The organism is Olleya sp. KJ81-1 (assembly GCF_055808135.1).
Genome location: NZ_CM147854.1, coordinates 2,020,461 through 2,042,688, shown reverse-complemented (window position 1 = coordinate 2,042,688; position 22,228 = coordinate 2,020,461). Strand labels below are relative to the sequence as shown.

Below are 22,228 nucleotides of genomic sequence, written 5' to 3'. Positions count from 1 at the left end.
AATTAGGTTAAAGGCAATTTATGGCTGAAACAATTAGATTAAATAAGGTATTACGTGAGCTTAACATCTCTCTTGATCGCGCTGTAGAATTTTTAGATTCTAAGGGTGTAGAGGTTGAGAAGCGTCCGACTACCAAAATTTCAGAGGAAACGTACAGTATTCTTTCAAATGAATTTCAAAAAGATGCTAGCAAAAAAATGGCGTCTCAAGAAGTTAACGAAGCGAAGAATAAAGAAAAAGAAGAGCTGCGTATCAAACGCGAAAAGGAGTTAGAAGAAAAGCAAAAAGCAGAAGAAGCTGTTAAGGCAGCTAAAGCTGCTCAGCTCAAAAAAGAGGAAGAAGTTATCAAAGCTTCTAAGGCACTTTCTGGACCTAAAACTGTTGGCAAAATAGATTTAGATTCGGGTAAAAAAGTAGCTAAAAAGGAAGAAGTAGTTCCTGAGCCTAAAAAAGAGCCTGTTAAAGTTGAGAAAACTCCAGAAGCTAAAGAAACGCCTAAGGTTGAAACTAAAGTTGAAGCTAAGACAGAATCTAAACCAGATTCTAAAGTAGTAGCTAAGCCTGCTATTACGCCTAAAAAGGAAGTCGCTAAGCCACAGGAAGAAGAGAAACCTCAAGAGCCTGTTGAAGAGACTTTAAAAACTAAGTATACTAAACTTTCTGGTCCTAAAATTGCAGGAGAGAAAATTGATTTATCTCAGTTTAACAAGCCTAAAAAGAAAAAAGAAGATCCTAAAAAAGATGATAACGCAAATAAGAAGAAGCGTCGTCGTATATCTAAACCAGGAGATAATAGAACGTCTTCATCACCTTCAAGAGGTGGTAACGACAGATACAAAGGTAAAAAACCAGGTGGTCGTAAATCAGGAGGTCCTGTTGTAAAGGCAGAACCAAGTGAGGAAGAAGTACAAAGACAAGTACGTGAAACTTTAGAAAAATTACAAGGTAAATCTTCTAAAGGTAAAGGTGCTAAGTACAGAAGAGAGAAAAGAGATCAACATAGAGAGCAATCAGAAATTGATCAACAAATAGAAGCTGCAGAAAGCAAAATACTTAAAGTTACAGAGTTTGTTACAGCAAACGAAATAGCTACGATGATGGATGTTCAAGTAACACAAATTATCTCAGCGTGTATGTCTTTAGGGATGATGGTAACAATGAATCAGCGTTTAGATGCTGAAACTATTGCGATCGTTGCAGAAGAGTTTGGATATAAAACAGAATTTGTTACTGCTGATATTGATGTTTCAATAGAAGACGTTGCAGATAAGCCAGAAGATTTAGAACCACGTGCACCAATCGTAACTGTTATGGGACACGTAGATCATGGTAAAACTTCTCTATTAGATTACATTCGTAAAGAAAATGTAATTGCAGGAGAGTCAGGAGGTATTACGCAGCATATTGGTGCTTACGGTGTACAATTAGATAATGGTCAAAAAATAGCATTCTTAGATACTCCAGGTCACGAAGCTTTTACAGCGATGCGTGCTCGTGGTGCTCAAGTTACAGATATTGCTATTATTGTAGCAGCAGCAGATGATGATATTATGCCTCAAACAAAAGAAGCAATATCTCATGCACAAGCAGCAGGTGTACCAATTGTGTTTGCAATAAACAAGATTGATAAGCCACACGCTAATCCAGAAAAAATTAAAGAAGGTTTAGCACAAATGAATTTACTTGTAGAAGATTGGGGTGGAAAAATCCAGTCTCATGATATCTCTGCAAAAGTAGGTACAGGTGTTAAAGAATTATTAGAAAAAGTATTACTTGAGGCAGAATTATTAGAGCTTAAAGCTAATCCAAATAAACCAGCAGTAGGAACCGTAGTTGAGGCCTTTTTAGATAAAGGTAGAGGTTACGTGTCTACAGTATTAGTTCAAGCTGGTACATTGCGTGTAGGTGATTATGTACTTGCAGGTAAAAATAGTGGTAAAGTTAAAGCGATGCAAGATGAGCGTGGTCATGATGTACAGGAAGCTGGACCATCAACACCAGTATCTGTATTAGGTTTAGACGGAGCACCTCAAGCAGGTGATAAGTTTAACGTATTTGCAGATGAGCGTGAAGCTAAGCAAATTGCAACTAAGCGTACGCAATTACAACGTGAACAAGATGTAAGAACAACTAAAACATTAACGTTAGCCGAAATTGGACGTCGTATTGCTTTAGGTACGTTTAAAGAGCTTAATATTATCCTTAAAGGAGATGTGGATGGTTCTGTTGAAGCATTAACTGACTCGTTCCAGAAGCTGTCTACAGAAGAAATTCAAGTAAACATTCTGCATAAAGGTGTAGGTGCTATTACTGAAAGTGATGTATTACTTGCAACAGCTTCAGATGCCATTATTATTGGGTTTAATGTACGTCCTGTTGGAAATGCACGTACGATTGCAGATAGAGAAGAAGTTGATATTAGAACATATTCTATTATTTATGATGCCATAAATGATCTTAAAGACGCAATGGAAGGTATGTTATCTCCAGAAGTTAAAGAAGAGATTACAGGTACTGCTGAAATTAGAGAAATATTTAAAGTTTCTAAAGTTGGTACTATTGCAGGTTGTATGGTAATGAATGGTAAAATATTTAGAAACTCTCAAATACGTTTAATACGTGATGGAGTTGTAACTTACACAGGTGTTTTAGATTCGCTTAAGCGATTTAAAGATGATGCCAAAGAAGTCTCTAAAGGATACGATTGTGGTATGCAAATTAAGAACTACAATGACATTAACATTGGAGATGTTATTGAAGCTTTCCATGAAGTAGAAGTTAAGAAAAAACTTAAATAGATTTAAGTTTAGTTATAAAAAAAGCGATTCATTTGAATCGCTTTTTTTATGTTTTAAAACTAACTAAATTTAGTCTTTTTCTTTTTTTGGTTTAAATATAAAGGCATCACCAAATTTCTTCTGTACATCTACTAAAGCTCTTTCTGCTTCTAGACGTGTTCTAAAACTACCTACCCATACTTTGTAGTTAGGAGTCTCAAAAACAAGCTGAGAACTTATGTTTCCAATGCTATTTCCAAACTTAGATCTCATGCTTTCTGCACTACCTAAATTTCCTGAATATATCTGTATTTTATAGCGATCACTATTTTTGTCATCTTTATTCATTTCCTTTTTTATATCTAATAATTTAGAGATAGCAGGATCTTCATTAAGGACGACTGTTCCGCTTTGTGCCATACTAAATGCTGAAAAACATATTGTAATTAAGGAAGTTAAGCAAATGGCTTTAAATTGTGTTTTTTTCATTTTTAATAGTATTTAATGCAAATGTAAATGTATTAAACTAAAAAGTAACTCAATTTATTATTTAGAATTTATCTAAATTAGCAATTAAGACTTCTTTAAGATTTTAAAAATCGACTTTAAGTATTACTTTTGCGTAACGTTTTTCTAACTGTATTCAATATGCAGCAATGAAAAAATCATACCAAAGTTTAGAAGTAAATTCAATATATAATATGAAACAGGTGATTCACCGTAAGTTAAGTAGTAACTATCTTCGTTTAAGCTTAATTTTTTTACTAGCATTCTCAACCTCAATGTTCGCTCAAGAAGGCGACGCAGTTGCAGGTAAATCTTTATTTAACGCCAATTGTATAGCTTGTCATAAGTTAGACAAAAAAATGACAGGTCCTGCTTTACGTAAAGTAGAATCTCGTTTAGCTGATACTGAAGGTTTAGATAGAGAATGGTTGTACAAATGGATAAAAAATAGTGCAGGACTTATTAAATCTGGAGATGCGTATGCAAACAAGATTTATAATGAGTACAATGGTGCTGCAATGAGTGCGTTTCCTACTCTTACTAATGCTGATATTGATAACATCTTAGCGTATACTGCTACAGAGCCAACTGCTGCTCCTGTGGCTGCAGGTGATCCTACTGCTTCTGGTTCGTCTAATGCGACTTCTGAAGGAGGTATTTCTAATAAAATAATTTTAGGAGCATTAGGTGTTTTATTCGCATTGTTAGCTGGTGCTTTATTTTTAGTTAACAAGACACTTCGTAATTTTGCTGAAGCAAAAGGTGTTGAGTTGTCTGAGACTACAAAGCGTACACCAATTTGGAAAGCATTTGTTCAAAATCAATTTTTAGTTTTAGTTTCAGTAGTAGTATTATTGTTAGCTAGTGCTTATTTTGTTTACGGTTTCTTTATGCAAGTTGGAGTTAATCAAGGGTATGAGCCAATTCAGCCTATACATTATTCACATAGAATTCACGCAGGTGAAAATGGTATTGATTGTAAATACTGTCACTCTTCTGCTAGAGTTAGTAAGCATTCAGGTATACCTTCATTAAATGTTTGTATGAATTGTCATAAATCTATTTATGAAGTTGCTGCCGAGACGCAAGCTGAAGGATTGTCAGAATATGGAGTGGATTACAATGCTGAAATCAAAAAACTTTATAATGCAGTTGGTTGGGATGATGCAGAACAAAAGTACACAGGAAAAACAGCTCCAGTAAAATGGATTCAAATTCATAAATTACCAGACTTTGCTTATTTTAATCACTCGCAACACGTAGTGGTTGGAGGTGTTGAATGTCAAACATGTCATGGACCTGTTGAAGAAATGGAAATTATGTATCAGCATGCACCTTTAACAATGGGATGGTGTATTAACTGTCACAGAGAAACAGATGTGAAAGTTAAAGACAATGCATATTACACTAAAATCCATGAGCAACTTTACAAAAAGTATGGTAAGGATAACTTTACTGCAGCTCAAATGGGAGGTTTAGAATGTGGTAAATGTCATTACTAAAAACAAGATTTTTCTTTTCCTTTAAATTGGAAAACCTTAAAATAATTAATAAAGAAATAAATTCAATTATATAATATGTCATCAAACAAGAAATACTGGAAAAGTGTTGAGGAGCTAAAAGATAGTTCTATTGTTGAGACGCTAAAACAAAACGAATTTGTTCAAGAAATTCCTACTGATGAGTTCTTAGGTGATAAGGATACATTGGAGGCTTCTTCAACAACACGTCGTGATTTCTTAAAGTATGTTGGTTTTAGTACAGCTGCTGCTTCTTTAGCAGCCTGTGAAGGACCAGTAGTTAAGTCTATACCTTATGTAGTACAACCAGACAGAATTGTGCCTGGTGTTGCCAATTACTATGCAACAACTATAGCTAATGGTTTTGATTTTGCAAGTGTTTTAGTTAAGACTCGAGAAGGTCGTCCAATTAAGATTGAAAACAACACTTTAGCTGCTACTAATGGTAGTGCAAATGCTAGAGTTAATGCTTCGGTTTTAGATTTATATGATAGTACTAGAGTACAAGGACCTAAAAAAGGTGGTGCCTCTATTTCTTGGTCAGATTTCGATTCTGAAACTACATCAGCATTAAATAACGTTAAGAATTCTGGTAAGCAAATTGTTTTGTTAACTCAAACTTATGCTAGTCCTTCCACTTCTAAATTAGTTGCAGAGTTTACTGAAAAATATGGCAACGTAAATCATGTCGTTTATGATGCCATTTCAGAGTCAGCAGCTTTAGATGCTTACCAAGCAATGTATGGTGAGCGTGGTTTAGCTAATTATGACTTCTCTAAAGCAATGACTATTGTTTCAGTAGGAGCAGATTTTCTAGGCGATTGGCAAGGTGGTGGTTTTGACTCTGCTTATGCTAAAGGACGTATTCCTGTTGATGGTAAAATGTCACGTCACATTCAGTTTGAGGCTAATATGTCTTTAGCAGGAGCTAATGCTGACAAACGTGTGCCTGTAACACCTTCTCAGCAAAAACTTGCTTTAGCGCAATTACATAGTTTAATTGTTGGCGGTTCGGTTAATGCTAATGATTTACCTGCTAAAATTAAGGAGGCAGTTCAAAAAGCAGCTTCTGAGTTAATTAAAGCTGGTAGCAATGGTGTATTAGTTACAGGTATTCAAGATGTGAATGCTCAAACTGTTGCTTTAGAAATTAATAAAAAACTAGGTAGTAAGGCTTTTGATCCTAAAACACCTATCAAAACACGACAAGGAAATAATAAATCAGTGCAAACTTTAATATCTGACATGAAAGCAGGTAAGGTTGGTGCTATTATTATGAGTGGTGTTAACCCAATGTATACTTTAGCTAACGCTTCAGAATTTGCTGAGGGAATTAAAAATACAAGTTTATCTGTTGCTTTCACTTCAAAAGAAGATGAATCTGCTTCAGTTGCACAATATATAGCAGCAACACCTCATTATTTAGAATCTTGGGGTGATGTTGAATTAAAGAAAGGTCATTTTGCACTTATGCAGCCTACAATCAGACCTTTATTTGATACAAGACAGTTTCAAGATGTTTTATTAAAATGGAACGACAATAGTAGTTCATTAAATGATTATATTAAAGCAACTTGGAAAGAGACTATTCTTAATGGTAGTTCTTATAACCAAGCTTTACATGATGGATCCTTTGTTAGTTCAATGCCAGTGGTTGAAGAAGTAATGGAAGAGATTGCTCAGGATGAATTACCTGCTAGCAATGCAGCAAGAGCATTAGCTTCAAGTGTAAAAACTAGTGGTACAGAATTAACATTATATTCTAAAGTTGGAATGGGTGATGGTCAACAGGCCAATAACCCTTGGTTACAAGAGTTTCCTGATCCAATTACTAGAACATCATGGGATAACTATTTAACGGTTTCTAAATCTGATGCTCAAGCTTGGAATATTATCAATGAAAATGATTCTACAGGAGCTTTAAATGGTAGCTACGTTAATCTTAAGTTAGGTAATACTACTTTATCTAATGTTCCAGTAATCATTCAACCAGGTCAAGCAAAAGGATCTGTTGGTTTAGCATTTGGATATGGTAGATCTGCTGGTCTTAAAGATGAAATGAAAACAGGTGTAAATGCTTTTACACTTTATAAAGATTTTAATACAGTACAAAGCGTATCTATCGAGCCTGCAACTGGAATGCATGAATTTGCATGTGTACAGTTACAAAACACATTGATGGGTCGTGGTGATATCATTAAAGAAACTACTTTAGAGATTTTTAATACTAAAGATAAGCACTATTGGAATGAAGTTCCTATGGTATCTTTAAATCACCAAGAAACTCCGGTTACATCTCCTGAGGTTGATTTATGGGATGAATTTGACCGCTCAATTGGACATCATTTTAATTTATCAATTGACTTAAATGCTTGTACAGGTTGTGGAGCTTGTGTTATTGCATGTCATGCTGAAAACAACGTACCAGTAGTTGGTAAAGAAGAAATTAGACGTAGTCGTGATATGCACTGGTTACGTATAGATAGATATTATTCATCCGAAGATACATTTGCTGAAGATGATGCTAAAAAAGAAGGTTTCTCTGGTTTATTTGGAGATAATGGTTCTTTAGGAGGTTTTGGAGAATTAGAAGATCCTGCAGATAATCCACAAGTAGCATTCCAACCAGTAATGTGTCAACATTGTAATCATGCTCCATGTGAGACTGTATGTCCTGTTGCTGCTACAGCACACGGTAGACAAGGTCAAAACCATATGGCATACAACAGATGTGTGGGTACAAGATATTGTGCAAACAACTGTCCGTATAAAGTAAGACGTTTTAACTGGTTCTTATATAACGGAAATGACGAGTTTGATTACCACATGAATAATGATTTAGGTCGTATGGTAATTAATCCCGATGTTACTGTTCGTTCTCGTGGTGTAATGGAAAAATGTTCTATGTGTATTCAAAAAACACAAAAGACTATTCTTGACGCTAAGCGCGATGGACGTGAGATTAAAGACGGAGAATTCCAAACAGCTTGTTCAGCTGCATGTAGTAGTGGAGCAATGATATTTGGAGATATTAACGATAAGGAAAGTAAAGTTGCAAAACTTTTAAAAGACGATCGTATGTATCACTTATTAGAAAGTGTTGGTACTAAACCTAATGTTCAGTATCATACTAAAGTGAGAAACACGAAAGAAGCATAAAAAGATTAATTAATAAACAATTATAAAGGATTATGGCGTCTCATTACGAAGCACCTATTAGAAGACCTTTGGTTACAGGTGAGAAATCTTACCACGATGTAACTGTAGATATCGCAGCACCTGTAGAAGGTAAGGCTAACAAACAGTGGTGGATTGTATTCTCTATCGCACTTGTAGCTTTTCTTTGGGGAATAGGTTGTATTATATACACCGTTTCTACAGGAATCGGAACTTGGGGTCTAAACAGAACAGTAAACTGGGCTTGGGATATTACTAACTTCGTTTGGTGGGTTGGTATTGGTCACGCAGGAACATTAATTTCTGCGGTACTTTTATTATTCCGTCAAAAATGGAGAATGGCAATTAACCGTTCTGCAGAAGCAATGACAATTTTCTCGGTAGTTCAAGCTGGTTTATTTCCAATCATCCACATGGGTCGTCCATGGTTAGCGTATTGGGTATTACCTATTCCTAATCAATTTGGTTCATTATGGGTAAACTTTAACTCACCATTGCTTTGGGATGTATTTGCGATTTCAACGTATTTATCGGTTTCATTAGTTTTCTGGTGGACTGGATTATTACCTGATTTTGCAATGTTACGTGATAGAGCTATCAAACCTTTCCAAAAGAAAATTTATAGTTTATTAAGTTTTGGTTGGACAGGTCGTGCTAAAGATTGGCAACGTTTTGAAGAGGTTTCTCTTGTACTTGCTGGTTTAGCAACTCCTTTAGTACTTTCAGTACACACTATTGTATCTTTTGACTTTGCAACATCTGTTATACCTGGTTGGCATACAACAATCTTTCCTCCATATTTTGTGGCAGGAGCGATTTTCTCAGGATTTGCTATGGTAAACACGTTACTTATCATCATGAGAAAGGTATGTAACTTAGAAGACTACATTACAGTGCAACATATAGAGTTAATGAATATTGTAATCATGCTTACAGGATCTATCGTTGGTGTGGCTTACATAACTGAGTTGTTTGTTGCTTGGTATTCTGGTGTAGAATATGAACAATACGCATTCTTGAACAGAGCAACTGGTCCTTATGCTTGGGCATATTGGATGATGATGAGTTGTAACGTATTTTCACCACAGTTTATGTGGTTTAAAAAACTACGTACAAGTATCATGTTCTCTTTCTTTATCTCGATTGTAGTAAACATAGGAATGTGGTTTGAACGTTTTGTAATTATCGTGACATCTTTACACAGGGATTATTTACCTTCTTCTTGGACGATGTTCTCACCAACATTTGTCGATATTGGAATTTTTATTGGAACAATTGGTTTCTTCTTCGTACTTTTCTTATTGTATTCTAGAACATTCCCAGTAATAGCTCAAGCAGAGGTTAAAACTATTTTGAAATCTTCGGGGCAACGTTACAAAAACATCAGAGAAAGAGGAGATAGTTTAGTAGGTACTGGATCTGATGCCAGAACTTCTGAGGTTAATAATAACGAATCAAAAAACTTAAAGTAGCATATGGAAGCTTCAAAAGTAATTCACGCTATTTATAACGACGACGATGTGTTAATGAACGCAGTTAAAAAAGTTAAAGCTGCAAAACATCAAATCGAAGAAATATATACACCTTTTCCGGTCCATGGACTTGATAAGGCGATGGGATTAGCTCCAACACGTTTAGCTATATGTGCATTTTTGTACGGTTGTGTTGGTTTAACAGTAGCAGTTTTAATGATGAATTTCATTATGATTGAAGATTGGCCTCAAGATATTGGTGGAAAGCCTAGTTTTAGTTACCTAGAAAACATGCCAGCTTTTGTACCAATTATGTTTGAGCTTACAGTGTTTTTTGCTGCCCATTTAATGGTTATTACGTTTTATTTAAGAAGTAAAATGTGGCCTTTTAAAAAAGCTGAAAATCCAGATCCTAGAACAACTGATGACCATTTCTTAATGGAACTTCCAATTCATAACAATGAAGTTGAATTGCAAAGTCTATTATCACAAACAGGAGCAGTTGAAATTAACGTAGTAGATAAAGCACATTAATTAGATAGAATGAAACATTTAATTAAAATATCAATAATAGCCTTAATTGCAATCTCGTTTACTTCTTGTAATAAGAGTTCTCGTCCAAATTATCAATACATGCCAAACATGTATGAGTCTGTGGCGTATGATGCTTACCAAGAGTCGGATGCTTTTGCAAACGGAGTTGAAGCCCAATTACCTGTAGATGGTACTATACCTAGAGGTTATACACCTTTTGAGTATACAAATGACATTGCTGGTTATGATTTAGCTAAAGCTGAACTTAAATCGCCTTTAGATTCTACTCAATTTGATGAGCCAAGAGCTAAAGAATTATACAACATTTATTGTGGTATATGTCATGGTAATAAAGGTGACGGTAAAGGTAATTTGGTTAAAAGAGAGAAAATTCTTGGAGTACCAAGTTATGACGATGTAGGTAGAGCTATTAATACAGGTAGTATTTATCATGTAATGTATTATGGTAAAAACTCAATGGGATCTTACGCTAACTTTTTAAGCGAGGAAGAACGTTGGCAAGTTGTTGCCTATGTTGAGAAATTAAAGGCAGACTTAGAAAAATAAGATTTAGATAAAGTTTATATATAGATATGTACACACTTTCAAATAGACTAAAATTAGTTTCACTAATCCTAATCATTGTAGGAGCTGGATTATGGGGAACAGGTTATTATTCGTCTCATCACGTTACTTTAGATAACGTTAAAACGATGTTAGCAGAAGAAGCAAGTCATGGTGCTCATGGTGATAGCCATGCAACTAGTACTGATACTCATGAAGTTGAGTCTCATGTTATGACAGATTCTCATGGTGAAGAGACTTCACATGCTGAGGCAGACGCACATCATGGAGATGAGCATGCAGAACATGTAATGCATCAAATTCATAATAGACCTTATTCAGCGCTTTATGTTGCTGCATTTTTCTTTATGATGATTGCTTTAGGTGCTCTAGCATTTTATGCTATTCAGTTTGCTGCACAAGCAGGTTGGTCTCCTTTATTATTTAGAGTAATGGAAGGTATTACTTATTACGTATTACCTGGAGCATTAATTGTAGTTGCTATAGCTGTTTGGGCTGGTGATCATATATTTATATGGATGGATCCCGAAATGGTAAATCCAGAGAGTGATAAGTTTGATAAATTAGTAGCTGGTAAGTCAGCTTGGTTAAATACAACTGGTTTTGTTATTAGAGCTTTAGTTTTTATTGGTGGATGGTCTCTATATAGATTTTTTGCTCGTAAATTTTCATTAGCGCAAGATGAAGCTCCTGAAGGTGATAGAAGTAATTTTAAAAAATCATTTCGTATTGCTGCAGCATTTTTAGTATTCTTTATTTATACTGAGTCGATGATGTCATGGGATTGGATTATGAGTGTAGACCCTCACTGGTTTTCAACATTATTTGGATGGTATGTATTCGCAGGAATGATGGTTTGTGCTGTTACAGTAATGGCAATGATTACTATCTACTTAAAATCTAAAGGATTATTACAACAAGTTAACGATAGTCATATTCACGATTTAGCTAAGTTTATGTTTGGATTTAGTATTTTCTGGACATACTTATGGTTTTCTCAATTTATGTTAATATGGTACTCAAACATTCCAGAAGAAGTAACTTATTTTGTAACTAGAATTGAAGATTATAACCTTCCTTTCTTCGGAATGATAGCTATGAATTTCCTATTCCCTCTTTTACTATTAATGAACAGTGACTATAAGCGTATTCCTTGGTTTGTAATTATGGCTGGAGTTGTGATTTTAGCAGGACACTATATTGATATATTCAACATGATTATGCCAGCTACGGTTGGAGATAGATGGTTTATTGGTATGCCTGAAATAGGAGCAATTTTATTGTTCGCTGGTTTATTTATGTTTATTGTGTTTTATGCAATATCTAAACAGCCTCTAATCGCTAAAGGAAATCCGTTCATCAAAGAGAGTGAACATTTCCATTATTAATAAAAAATAAAATAAAGAAGAACGATAACAATGACGACTTTCTTATCAATTTTAGTTTTAGTATTTATTTTCGTTGCAATCTGGCAAATGGTTAAAATCTTTGATTTGACACAAGCAGGTAAGACAAACGATAATAATCAAGTAGCAAATGATAACGATAACCGTATAAACGGTTACTTAATGATAGGTTTTTTAATCTTCATTTATGTTATTACAATAGTATGTTTTGTTAAATGGGGAGACTTACCATTAATGTCTAATTCTGCCTCAGAGCATGGACCTGGTATTGATAGTTTAATGATCATTTCTATGATTGTAATCTTCTTTGTACAAACAATTACTCAGTTTTTGCTTCATTATTTCGCTTTTAAATACAGAGGTGAAAAAGGTAAAAAAGCTTTGTTTTATGCTGACAATAATAAATTAGAGGCTATATGGACTATTATACCTGTAATTGTATTGGCAGGTTTAATTATTCAAGGATTATTTACCTGGACAAGTATCATGAATATTGATGAAGAATCAGATCCTATGATTGTTGAGTTATACGCGCAACAGTTTAATTGGAAAGCTAGATATTCTGGTCCTGATAATGCTTTAGGTAAAGCTAATGTTAGATTAATTGATATCAATAGAGCTAATGAATTAGGTGTGGATGAGTCTGATCCTAATGCTCAAGATGATGTAATCGTTAAAGAGTTACATTTAGTAGTAGGAAAACCTGTTTTATTTAAAATGCGTTCTCAAGATGTATTACACTCTGCTTACATGCCTCACTTTAGAGCTCAGATGAACTGTGTTCCTGGTATGATTACTCAGTTTGGTTTTACTCCTTCTAAAACTACTGCTGAAATGCGTGAAACGCAAGAAATTCAAGATAAAGTAGCTAATATCAACAAAATCAGAACAGAGAAGAGCCAATCTTTAATTGCTGAGGGTAAAGAAGGTTTAGAGCCTTATGAGTTTGATTATTTACTATTATGTAACAAGATTTGTGGAACGTCTCACTATAACATGCAAATGAAAATTATAGTGGAAACACAAGAGGAGTATGATGAGTGGATGAAAGAGCAAAAGCTTTTTGTAGATTCATTAGTAAAAAATTAAATAACAAGAAATTAAATTTAAAGATTTTAGATTATGTCAGCACACGTAGAAGAACATGGACATGACGATCATGGTCATCATCATAAAGAAACATTCATAACTAAGTATATATTTAGTCAAGATCATAAAATGATTGCCAAGCAGTATCTTATTACTGGACTTATCATGGGAATCATAGCAGTAGTAATGTCAATCATGATGCGTATGCAAATTGCTTGGCCTGAAGAATCAAATCCATTATTTAAAGCTTTATTAGGTAAATGGGCTCCAGATGGTGTAATGAGTGCAGATATTTATCTTGCATTAGTAACTATCCATGGTACTATAATGGTTTTCTTTGTACTTACAGCAGGTCTTAGTGGTACTTTTAGTAATTTACTTATTCCATTGCAAATTGGAGCAAGAGATATGGCATCAGGTTTTTTAAACATGGTTTCATATTGGTTATTCTTTACTTCAAGTGTTATTATGGTATGTTCTTTCTTTGTTGAAGCTGGACCAGCTGCAGCAGGATGGACAATTTACCCACCTTTAAGTGCATTGCCTATGGCTCAAGGTGGTTCTGGATTAGGTATGACAATGTGGTTAGTTTCTATGGCTATATTTATCGCTTCTTCTTTATTAGGATCTTTAAATTATGTAGTTACAGTTATTAATTTACGTACTAAGGGTATGTCTATGACAAGATTACCTTTAACAATTTGGGCGTTTTTTGTAACAGCAATTATTGGAGTTATTTCATTTCCAGTATTACTATCTGCAGCATTATTATTAATAATGGATAGAAGTTTTGGTACATCATTCTTCTTATCAGATATATTTATTCAAGGTGAAGTATTGCATTACCAAGGTGGTTCTCCTGTTTTATTTGAGCACTTATTTTGGTTCTTAGGTCACCCAGAAGTATATATTGTATTATTACCAGCATTAGGTATTACTTCAGAGATTATTGCAACCAACTCACGTAAGCCTATTTTTGGTTATCGTGCAATGGTAGCTTCAATTTTAGCAATTGCATTTTTATCTACAATTGTTTGGGGTCACCATATGTTTATTTCAGGAATGAATCCATTTTTAGGATCTGTATTTACATTTACAACGCTTTTAATTGCTATACCATCAGCGGTAAAAGCATTTAATTACATAACCACTTTATGGAAGGGTAATCTTCAAATGAATCCAGCAATGTTGTTTTCTATTGGATTAGTTTCTACTTTTATAACAGGTGGATTAACTGGAATTATCTTAGGAGATAGTGCACTAGATATTAACGTTCATGATACTTATTTTGTAGTTGCTCACTTCCATTTAGTGATGGGTATTTCTGCACTTTACGGTTTCTTTGCAGGTGTTTATCATTGGTTCCCTAAAATGTTTGGACGCATGCTAAACAAAAATTTAGGATATGTACACTTTTGGATAACTGCGGTATGTGCTTACGGAGTATTTTTTCCAATGCATTTTATAGGTATGGCTGGATTACCAAGACGTTACTATACAAACACTAACTTTCCTTTATTTGATGATTTAGCTAGTGTAAACGTTGTTATTACTTTATTTGCTATTATTGGTAGTATTTTCCAAATTGTATTTATCTACAATTTCTTTTCAAGTATATTTTACGGTAAGAAAGCTGTTCAAAATCCATGGAGATCTAATACTCTAGAATGGACTACACCTGTAGAACATGTGCATGGTAACTGGCCAGGTGCTATACCAGAAGTTCACAGATGGGCTTATGACTATAGCAAACCAGGACATGATGATGATTTTGTTCCACAAATTGTTCCTTTAAAAGAAGGAGAAGAAGAATTACAACACTAGATTTTAATTCTAATATCATATTGAAAAGCCTTTCTGTAAAAACAGAAAGGCTTTTTCTTTATATTTGCTTATATTATTCCTTAGCTTTATTTAAGCTATATAATTTATAAGTTTACCGCTTTTGCGGAACATTAACATGAACGATAACCTTGACCCTACTAGCGATAATTTTACTCCAGAAGAGTTTGATGTCGAAAAACAATTAAGACCTCTATCTTTTGAAGATTTTACAGGTCAAGAACAGGTATTAGAAAATCTTCAAATCTTTGTTCAAGCTGCAGTAGGTCGTAATGAAGCACTAGATCACACCTTATTTCATGGTCCTCCAGGACTTGGTAAAACTACTTTAGCAAACATATTAGCAAATGAGTTAGGTGTTGGTATTAAAGTTACCTCAGGTCCTGTATTAGATAAGCCAGGAGACTTAGCAGGTTTATTAACCAATCTAGATGAAAGAGATGTTCTTTTTATAGACGAAATTCATCGTTTAAGTCCTATTGTAGAAGAGTATTTATATTCTGCAATGGAAGACTATAAGATTGATATTATGATTGAGTCTGGTCCAAATGCTAGAACTGTTCAAATTAACCTAAACCCATTTACACTTGTTGGTGCGACAACCAGATCAGGTTTATTGACAGCTCCTATGAGAGCAAGGTTTGGTATACAAAGCAGATTACAATATTATAATACAGAATTACTAACAACTATCATACAACGTAGTTCAGATATATTAAATGTTCCAATATCAATGGAAGCAGCAATCGAGATAGCAGGTCGTAGTCGTGGCACACCTAGAATTGCTAATGCACTCCTGCGTAGAGTCCGAGATTTTGCACAAATAAAAGGTAATGGAAGTATCGATATTAAAATTGCAAAGTATAGCTTAGAAGCGCTTAATGTTGATGCATATGGTTTGGATGAGATGGATAATAAAATTCTATCTACTATAATAGAAAAGTTTAAGGGAGGACCAGTTGGTATTAGTACTATTGCAACTGCAGTTAGTGAAAGTACTGAGACTATTGAGGAGGTTTACGAACCTTTTTTAATACAACAAGGTTTTATAATGCGTACACCAAGAGGTCGTGAGGTTACAGAGTTGGCTTACAAACATTTAGGAAAAATTAAAGGTCCAATTCAAGGAGGTTTGTTTTAATAAACTTTAATGTAAAACACTAAAAACTTTGGACATATATAATAATCTCTTATTTAGATAAATGAAAAAGATTCCAGAAGTTTCACTATTAAAATTTATTAAGCATTCTTTAGAGATTCTTAAAAATCCGTTGCCTTTTCATAATAAAAATTTTCAAGCTTTAGGTGATGTGTTTAAACTTAATGTAGGTTTTAATTCTAAGATATACTTTTGTAGAGACGCTGCTTTTGCGCAGTATGTACTTCAAAAAAATCAAAAAAACTATACAAAATCAAAAATTCAAACTGAAGATTTAGTAAAATATGTAGGTGAAGGTCTTTTAACCTCTGAAGGCGAAAAATGGAAAAAACAACGTAAGATGATGCAGCCAGCATTTCATAAAAAGCAATTACAAAATTTGCTAGATGGTATGCATCAGACGATTATTTCAGAATTTAGTAAGGTTGAAAGTAATAAAATCATAGATCTTTTTCCAATTCTTAATGATTTAGCTTTTCAAACAGTAGTTAAATCTTTGTTCACTCAAGCAGCTAACAATAAGGATATGGAGCGGTTACAGTATATAACCGAAGCAAATCAACGCATGCTAGTTAAAGAGTTAAGGCAACCTTATTTAGGATGGTGGTTTAAAATTGGTGGCACTTTAAAAAAACATTTAGATTTATCAGAAGAAGCTAGAGTTATACTAAAACGCATAGTTGATCAACGTACAGCTTCAGGTAAACGTTATGACGATTTACTTGATATGCTACTGGAAACTCGCTATGAAGATGGTCAAGGTATGACAGAAGACCAATTAATTGACGAGATTTTAATAATTTTTACTGCAGGTCATGAAACCACATCCAATGCTTTAACTTTTACATTTCAGTTATTAGCAAAACATCCTGAATGGCAAGATAAAATCCATAATGAGTTTATTGAACTTGGTGGTGATAAAGCAGATTTGATGACTAGAATATCACAGTCTAAAGTTTGTCAACAAGTCCTTGAAGAGTCCATGAGATTGTATCCTCCAGCATATTTTATTGACAGAGTAAATATAGAGAGGGATGTTTTTAACGAAATGGAATTTGAGCCAGGTAGTAATCTGCTGTTTTCGGTTTACGAAATCCATAGACATCCAAAGTTATGGGATAATCCAGAATCTTTTTTACCTGAGCGTTTTGCAGATGGTGGACGACAGTTTTCTAGTCAATATTTTCCTTTTGGTGCTGGTCCAAGAAAATGCATTGGAAACAATTTTGCTATGTTTGAAATGATTATAGCTGTTACAGCTTTAGTCAAAAAATTTAAAATTCAACCTGAGTTTGATAATATTAAGATTACACCTTTAATCACTTTGAAACCTAAAAATGCACAGCTTAGTTTTCAGATAAGATAATAATGCTTGATAACAAATCTAAATACACAACACAAATCAAAGCCGAAGCTAAACGCTTAGGGTTTTTATCTTGTGGTATTAGTAAAGCAGGTTTTTTAGAAAAAGAAGCACCTAGACTAGAAAACTGGCTGAATAAAAATATGCATGGTCAAATGGGTTACATGCAAAACCATTTTGATAAGCGTTTAGATCCAACCAAACTTGTCGATGATTCTAAATCCGTAATATCATTATTGTTAAATTACTATCCTTCTCAAGTTCAGGAAGACAAAAAAGCTCTAAAATTATCTAAATATGCCTATGGACAGGACTACCATTTTGTAATTAAAGAAAAACTTAAAGAATTAACCCATTTTATTCAGCAAGAAATAGGTGATGTTTCAGGACGTGCATTTGTAGACTCTGCACCAGTTTTAGATAAAGCATGGGCAGCAAAATCAGGATTAGGTTGGATTGGCAAGCATAGTAATTTATTAACCCAACAAGTGGGTTCTTTTTATTTTATTGCAGAGTTAATTATTGATTTAGATTTGGAATACGATTCCATTGTTTCCGATCACTGTGGTACTTGTACAGCATGTATAGATGCTTGTCCAACGCAAGCCATAACAGAGCCTTACGTTGTTGATGGTAGTAAGTGTATTAGTTATTTTACAATAGAACTTAAAGATCAATTACCAAACAACTTGAAAGGTAAATTTGACGATTGGATGTTTGGTTGCGATGTCTGTCAAGACGTTTGTCCATGGAATAAATTTTCAAAACCTCATAACGAGCCACTTTTTAATCCTCACCCAGATTTGTTAGCTATGACAAAAAAAGATTGGGAAGACATTACTGAAGAGGTGTTTAAAAAAGTGTTTCAAAAAAGTGCTGTAAAACGAACAAAGTTTGAGGGTTTAAAACGTAATATAGATTTTCTAAAATAAAATATCAAGATTTTGTCGATTCTCTTAGCACTAATTGAGTATCCAAAATCACTTCTTTAAAGTTAATAATCTTATCATTTTTCTTACTATTTATTTCTTTATACAAAAGTTTAAAGGCTTTTTTACCTATTTCAAAACCAGGTTGATTTATGGTAGTTAGTGAAGGAGATATTACAGAAGACATAAACCAATTACTAAAACCAATTACAGAGATGTCTTCTGGAACTTTTATTTTAAGACTATTAAATGCGGTAATAGCACCAATTGCAACTAAATCAGTATTTATAAAAATACCATCAACACCCTCATGCTCATCCACTAGTTTTTTAGCATAAAAACGCCCTTCTTCATAACTCATGTCTTTAAGAATATAAACCAAGGACGAGTCGTAAGTTATACCATTGTCTGTTAAAGCTTTTTTGTATCCTAAAAAACGGTCAATAGAATTTTGAGGCAGTAATGGACCTCTAAAATGTGCTATTTTTTTACAACCAGTATCTATTAAGTGTTGTGTAGCTTTGTATGCAGCTTCGCGATCATTTATTAAAACTTTAGAGCATTTGACTAGTTTTGCTATTTTATCAAACATAACTAACGGAGTGTTATTAGACATAACAGCATTTAAATGATTATAATCCGCAGTTTGATTGGCCAACGAAATCAATATGCCATCAACCCTTTTATTTAATAATAGTTCTATTTGTTTGCGTTCTAAGTCATAGGACTCATTGGACTGTAACGTGATTACTAAATAGCCTTTTTTTTCTGCTTGAGATATAATTCCCTTAATAACACTAGAAAAAAATGGTGGACTATTTCTGGAACGATTAAACCAATAGTTTTGGATTCTTTAGTTCTAAGATTTACTGCAAATGAATTAGGCTTGTAATTTAAAGTTTGAGCTAAGTCTTTAACTAATGCTTTGGTCTTTTTACTAACATCTGGATAATCTTTTAAAGCTTTAGAAACTGTAGTTATAGATATTCCTAAAGTTTCAGCAATTTGTTTTAATGTAACAGGTTTCACACTTTTTTTTATAAATATAAATAAAAGAATTTAACTATCGAAAACGTTTTCGTTGTTTTCGAAAACGTTTTCGATAAGAATTATGTAATTTAAATAGCCTTTAAATATAAATTTGTTACATATTAAACTAAATTTTTACTAATTAATTAAATTATAGTCAAGATGAATCAAACCAAAACAAAATGGATTTTTATAGCAATTACGCTATTATCCGTATCTTTCATTGTTGCGCAGTCTACAATTTCTGGCTCTGTAAAAGATGCAAGTGGTCAACCTCTTGTAGGAGTTAATGTTATTTTAGAAGATACTAGTAAGGGATCTCAAACAGATTTTGATGGTAATTACACAATTTCTAATGTAGAAAATGGTACCTATCAAATAAATGCATCCTATATTGGGTTTGCTACATTGTCACAAACCGTTACAGTAAATGGTGACTCTGTAATTTCAAACTTTGTATTAGCCGAAGATCTTGAAGCTTTAGACGAAGTGATTATTACAGGAGTGGTTAATCCTAAATCTAGATTAGAGTCTAGTGTGTCGGTGTCTTCAATTGGTGCAAAATTAATAGAGCAGTCAGCACCAAGAACAACAGGAGAAATATTCAAAAACATTCCTGGTGTAAGATCAGAGTCTTCAGGTGGAGATGGTAATGCAAACTTTAATGTACGTGGTGTGCCTGTATCTTCGGGAGGATCTAGATACCTACAACTACAAGAAGATGGACTACCTATTATGCTATTTGGAGATACTTCATTTGGTAATTCAGATAATTGGTTAAGAGCAGATGCAAATATTGGTAGAGTAGAGTCTATTAGAGGTGGATCAGCATCCACACAAACGTCAAATGGTCCAGCTGGAATAATTAATCTAATTAGTAAAACCGGAAATACTGAAGGTGGATCAATATCTACTAGTGCAGGTTTAGATTATAACACAAACCGTCTTGATTTTGAATACGGTACGCCATTAGCAAACGGTATTTCATACCATATAGGAGGTTTTATGAGAACAGGAGAAGGACCAAGAGAAGCAGGTTTTAATGCAAGTAAAGGAGGTCAATTTAAAGCTAATATTACTAAGCAATTTAAATCAGGTTATGTACGTACTTATTTTAAGTTTTTAAACGATAAAACACCAATGTATATGCCAATGCCAATGTTATTACAAGGGTCAGACAGTAATCCTACTTATGCAAACTTACCAGGTTTTGATATTACTACGGATGGTTTACAGACTAAATATTTACAAGAAAGTGCTGGACCTACAAGTAGTGATAGAGGTCGATCTGTAAGAGATGTAAGAGATGGAAACAATCCAATTTCTCAGGCAATTGGATTAGAGTTTTCTTTTGATTTAGGTGAAGGTTGGAAAATAACGGAAAAAGGTAGAATCTCTTTTAATAAAGGTGGTTGGATAGCGCCTTTTACAGCAGGATTTGGTGAAACAAATAGTTTTGTTGCAGGTTTGCCTGTACCACAACCAGTAACGTTATCTTATGCAGATGATGGATCTCCTTACACACCATCTAATGGGTTAATTCAAAACATTCACATGTTTGATACAACTATTGACGACTTAAATAATGTTTTTAATGATATTAAATTAAGCAAAAAGATTGGTGATAATATTGGTGTAACCCTAGGTTACTTTACTGCTAGCCAAAATACAAAAATTTCTTGGCAATGGAATGCATTCCTGCAAGAAGTTAAAGGAGGTGGAGAAGCAAGATTAGTTAACATTGATGGTTATTCAAGAGCCGGACAATATGCATATGGTACGCCAGTTTGGGGTAATTGCTGCCAACGTAAATACAATACACAACATACAGTAAGTGCACCATATGTAGGAGTTGACGCAAGTATCTCAGAAAAATTAAATTTTGATGGTAGTGTTAGATTTGAAAAAGTAAGAGTGGATGGTACAATTGCAGCAGGTAATACACAAGGACCTGTAGATGTTGACGGAAACGGAACTATTGAGGCTATTGAAACTTTAGTACCAGTTGTACAACCAACTAATAGCCAATTTATTGGAGATGAATATGATTTTGTATCTTATTCTGGAGGTTTAAATTATCTAATCAACGATCAATCTGCTGTATTTGCAAGATATAGTGTGGGTGCATCAGGTAGAGCTTCAGATAGAAATGGATACGGAATAGATGGTACTGCATCAACACAGTATGACAAAGTTTCTCAATTGGAAGCAGGTTATAAAAGAAAATTAGCAAATGGTTATATTAATTTAGTAGGATTTACTAGTAACACAGATGAAGATGCTGGTACTGCATTAAATTTAAGTGTTGGTAACGAGTTTAGAGCAACTGGTTTAGAATTTGAAGGAGCTTATAATTTAGGCGATTTTTCAATATCAGGATCTGTAACCTATACTGATGCAGAAATAGTTGAAGATAGAGTGACTGCTGGAGCTAACAATGGTAATAAACCACAAAGACAAGCAGATTTTGTTTATAATTTAGCACCTTCTTACGTTTTTGGTAATAATAAACAACATGTATTTGGAGTAACAGTATTAGGTACTACAGAATCTTATGCTTTCGATTCTAATGATTTAGTACAACCAGGATATGCTTACTTTAACGTCTTAGCTAAAGTTGGTTTAACTAAAGGACTATCTGTAGCGCTTAATGTTAATAATCTTTTTGATACAGTAGGTATTACAGAAGTTAACGGAATTGATGGTCCAGCAATAAATGGTACAGATCGTTATGTTAGAGCTAGATCAATTACTGGTCGTTCTTCTTCTTTAACATTTCAATATAAGTTTTAATCAAAAGTTGAATTAGTTTTTTTAAGTGTTTAATTTGGGTTGGTGA

Annotated in this window: 16 protein-coding genes; 13 read left to right on the top strand and 3 right to left on the bottom strand. The window is 33.8% G+C overall.

The features are described from left to right. Positions 1–20: 20 nt before the first annotated feature. Positions 21–2,798, top strand: a complete 2,778-nt coding sequence (gene infB / locus AC0L3M_RS09720) for a translation initiation factor IF-2 (RefSeq protein ID WP_145003671.1) — start codon at positions 21–23, stop codon at positions 2,796–2,798. Between the two features lie 69 nt (positions 2,799–2,867). On the opposite strand, the gene AC0L3M_RS09715 is transcribed toward infB, so the two are convergent. Continuing rightward, the gene (locus AC0L3M_RS09715; RefSeq protein WP_473430599.1) at positions 2,868–3,266 is read right to left on the bottom strand and encodes an SPOR domain-containing protein; all 399 of its coding nucleotides are present in this window, start codon (positions 3,264–3,266) and stop codon (positions 2,868–2,870) included. A 212-nt stretch (positions 3,267–3,478) separates the two neighbouring features. Here AC0L3M_RS09715 and AC0L3M_RS09710 point away from each other — a divergent pair, with 212 nt between their 5' ends. The 11 genes from AC0L3M_RS09710 to queG all read left to right on the top strand — a co-directional run bounded on the left by AC0L3M_RS09710 (position 3,479) and on the right by queG (position 18,363). Then, positions 3,479–4,786 carry a c-type cytochrome gene (locus AC0L3M_RS09710; protein ID WP_473432498.1) on the top strand — a complete coding sequence of 436 codons (1,308 nt, stop codon included), beginning with the start codon at positions 3,479–3,481 and terminating at the stop codon, positions 4,784–4,786. A 75-nt stretch (positions 4,787–4,861) separates the two neighbouring features. Next, positions 4,862–7,963: a TAT-variant-translocated molybdopterin oxidoreductase gene (locus AC0L3M_RS09705; protein WP_473430598.1), complete on the top strand. Its 3,102-nt coding sequence runs from the start codon at positions 4,862–4,864 to the stop codon at positions 7,961–7,963. A gap of 32 nt (positions 7,964–7,995) precedes the next feature. After that, positions 7,996–9,453, top strand: coding sequence for an NrfD/PsrC family molybdoenzyme membrane anchor subunit (gene nrfD, locus AC0L3M_RS09700; protein ID WP_145003661.1), 1,458 nt, complete (start codon positions 7,996–7,998; stop codon positions 9,451–9,453). 3 nt (positions 9,454–9,456) lie between these two features. Further along, the gene (locus AC0L3M_RS09695; RefSeq protein WP_145003658.1) at positions 9,457–9,987 is read left to right on the top strand and encodes a DUF3341 domain-containing protein; all 531 of its coding nucleotides are present in this window, start codon (positions 9,457–9,459) and stop codon (positions 9,985–9,987) included. 9 nt (positions 9,988–9,996) lie between these two features. Next, the gene (locus AC0L3M_RS09690; protein WP_186439213.1) at positions 9,997–10,554 is read left to right on the top strand and encodes a c-type cytochrome; all 558 of its coding nucleotides are present in this window, start codon (positions 9,997–9,999) and stop codon (positions 10,552–10,554) included. Positions 10,555–10,580: 26 nt separating this feature from the next. Next, positions 10,581–11,960, top strand: a complete 1,380-nt coding sequence (locus AC0L3M_RS09685) for a quinol:cytochrome C oxidoreductase (RefSeq protein ID WP_292947681.1) — start codon at positions 10,581–10,583, stop codon at positions 11,958–11,960. Positions 11,961–11,990: 30 nt separating this feature from the next. Next, entirely contained in the window at positions 11,991–13,067 is a 1,077-nt protein-coding gene (locus tag AC0L3M_RS09680) for a cytochrome c oxidase subunit II (protein ID WP_145003652.1), read from the top strand. Between the two features lie 33 nt (positions 13,068–13,100). Next, the gene (locus AC0L3M_RS09675; RefSeq protein WP_292947676.1) at positions 13,101–14,891 is read left to right on the top strand and encodes a cytochrome c oxidase subunit I; all 1,791 of its coding nucleotides are present in this window, start codon (positions 13,101–13,103) and stop codon (positions 14,889–14,891) included. Positions 14,892–15,027: 136 nt separating this feature from the next. Next, positions 15,028–16,050 (top strand): Holliday junction branch migration DNA helicase RuvB, encoded by a 1,023-nt coding sequence (gene ruvB, locus AC0L3M_RS09670; protein ID WP_473430597.1) that lies wholly within the window; start codon positions 15,028–15,030, stop codon positions 16,048–16,050. 61 nt (positions 16,051–16,111) lie between these two features. Then, a complete protein-coding gene (locus AC0L3M_RS09665; RefSeq protein ID WP_473430596.1) occupies positions 16,112–17,434 on the top strand; it encodes a cytochrome P450 in 1,323 nt (440 codons plus the stop codon). Positions 17,435–17,436: 2 nt separating this feature from the next. Continuing rightward, a complete protein-coding gene (queG, locus tag AC0L3M_RS09660) occupies positions 17,437–18,363 on the top strand; it encodes a tRNA epoxyqueuosine(34) reductase QueG (RefSeq protein ID WP_473430595.1) in 927 nt (308 codons plus the stop codon). A 4-nt stretch (positions 18,364–18,367) separates the two neighbouring features. Here the strand turns inward: queG and AC0L3M_RS09655 are convergent, their stop codons facing one another. Beyond that, positions 18,368–19,141 (bottom strand): substrate-binding domain-containing protein, encoded by a 774-nt coding sequence (locus AC0L3M_RS09655; RefSeq protein WP_473432497.1) that lies wholly within the window; start codon positions 19,139–19,141, stop codon positions 18,368–18,370. Further along, a complete protein-coding gene (locus AC0L3M_RS09650; protein ID WP_473430594.1) occupies positions 19,111–19,389 on the bottom strand; it encodes a LacI family DNA-binding transcriptional regulator in 279 nt (92 codons plus the stop codon). The genes AC0L3M_RS09655 and AC0L3M_RS09650 overlap by 31 nt, the downstream gene beginning before the upstream one ends. Positions 19,390–19,551: 162 nt before the next feature. Between AC0L3M_RS09650 and AC0L3M_RS09645 the strand changes: the two genes are divergently transcribed. Further along, entirely contained in the window at positions 19,552–22,182 is a 2,631-nt protein-coding gene (locus AC0L3M_RS09645) for a TonB-dependent receptor domain-containing protein (RefSeq protein ID WP_473430593.1), read from the top strand. Positions 22,183–22,228: the final 46 nt, after the last annotated feature.

Coding starts and splice junctions, on each gene's coding strand:
- AC0L3M_RS09690 (WP_186439213.1), top strand. CDS start 9,997: ATGAAACATTTAATTAAAATATCAATAATAGCCTTAATTGCAATCTCG.
- ruvB (WP_473430597.1), top strand. CDS start 15,028: ATGAACGATAACCTTGACCCTACTAGCGATAATTTTACTCCAGAAGAG.
- AC0L3M_RS09685 (WP_292947681.1), top strand. CDS start 10,581: ATGTACACACTTTCAAATAGACTAAAATTAGTTTCACTAATCCTAATC.
- AC0L3M_RS09680 (WP_145003652.1), top strand. CDS start 11,991: ATGACGACTTTCTTATCAATTTTAGTTTTAGTATTTATTTTCGTTGCA.
- queG (WP_473430595.1), top strand. CDS start 17,437: ATGCTTGATAACAAATCTAAATACACAACACAAATCAAAGCCGAAGCT.
- AC0L3M_RS09695 (WP_145003658.1), top strand. CDS start 9,457: ATGGAAGCTTCAAAAGTAATTCACGCTATTTATAACGACGACGATGTG.
- AC0L3M_RS09645 (WP_473430593.1), top strand. CDS start 19,552: ATGAATCAAACCAAAACAAAATGGATTTTTATAGCAATTACGCTATTA.
- AC0L3M_RS09705 (WP_473430598.1), top strand. CDS start 4,862: ATGTCATCAAACAAGAAATACTGGAAAAGTGTTGAGGAGCTAAAAGAT.
- AC0L3M_RS09675 (WP_292947676.1), top strand. CDS start 13,101: ATGTCAGCACACGTAGAAGAACATGGACATGACGATCATGGTCATCAT.
- nrfD (WP_145003661.1), top strand. CDS start 7,996: ATGGCGTCTCATTACGAAGCACCTATTAGAAGACCTTTGGTTACAGGT.
- AC0L3M_RS09710 (WP_473432498.1), top strand. CDS start 3,479: ATGAAACAGGTGATTCACCGTAAGTTAAGTAGTAACTATCTTCGTTTA.
- infB (WP_145003671.1), top strand. CDS start 21: ATGGCTGAAACAATTAGATTAAATAAGGTATTACGTGAGCTTAACATC.
- AC0L3M_RS09715 (WP_473430599.1), bottom strand. CDS start 3,266: ATGAAAAAAACACAATTTAAAGCCATTTGCTTAACTTCCTTAATTACA.
- AC0L3M_RS09665 (WP_473430596.1), top strand. CDS start 16,112: ATGAAAAAGATTCCAGAAGTTTCACTATTAAAATTTATTAAGCATTCT.